The 543-nt window shown below is 37.8% G+C and carries 1 pseudogene; it reads right to left on the reverse strand.

The annotated features are described in order from the left end of the window. Window positions 1–273: 273 nt before the first annotated feature. Window positions 274–543: pseudogene (locus ACQV18_RS09415) on the reverse strand (IS5/IS1182 family transposase); the annotation flags it as partial.

Here is a 543-nt window from a genome sequence, read left to right on the forward strand (position 1 = left end):
CAGACTGAAGACAAACCCTTCTTTGAGGATGACTCATACAGGGTTTGTCTTTGTTTCTGCCCAAATTTCCTTAATAAATAAAAAAACGAAGCCTTTCTAGCTCCTCATTTCTAATATATTTGCTAACTTTCTCATGTTCATACAAGCAAAAGTGAGCCCTGCTTTAAATTCCATCAAGGCTTTTCCAATTAAATGCGTCTATCGAAAGCCATGATGCTCCTTGGCAGTGCCAAATAATCTTTCTACTGATTCCTTACGTTCTCTATAAAGCTCTCACATGCCATCTGAATGTCTTATATCTTCACATGTTTCAAGGGCTTCTTGCCAGACATGTCGGGTAATCACACGATTATTTTGATATTTCTTTTGGTCGTGACTCGAAGCTTTGTACTCTCGATAGCCTTTTCGATGGGTAGTTGTATAGCGATAGACCATATCGTTTTCATCTAAATAACAATCATAGTATTCGTCATAGATAATGTTTCTATTCTCCCGTTTACGTCTTGGCCGTGTATAAGGAAACACCGGTGTAATTTCTTGTTT

This window comes from Facklamia sp. P9177 (genome assembly GCF_050409585.1).
Lineage (GTDB): Bacteria > Bacillota > Bacilli > Lactobacillales > Aerococcaceae > Facklamia.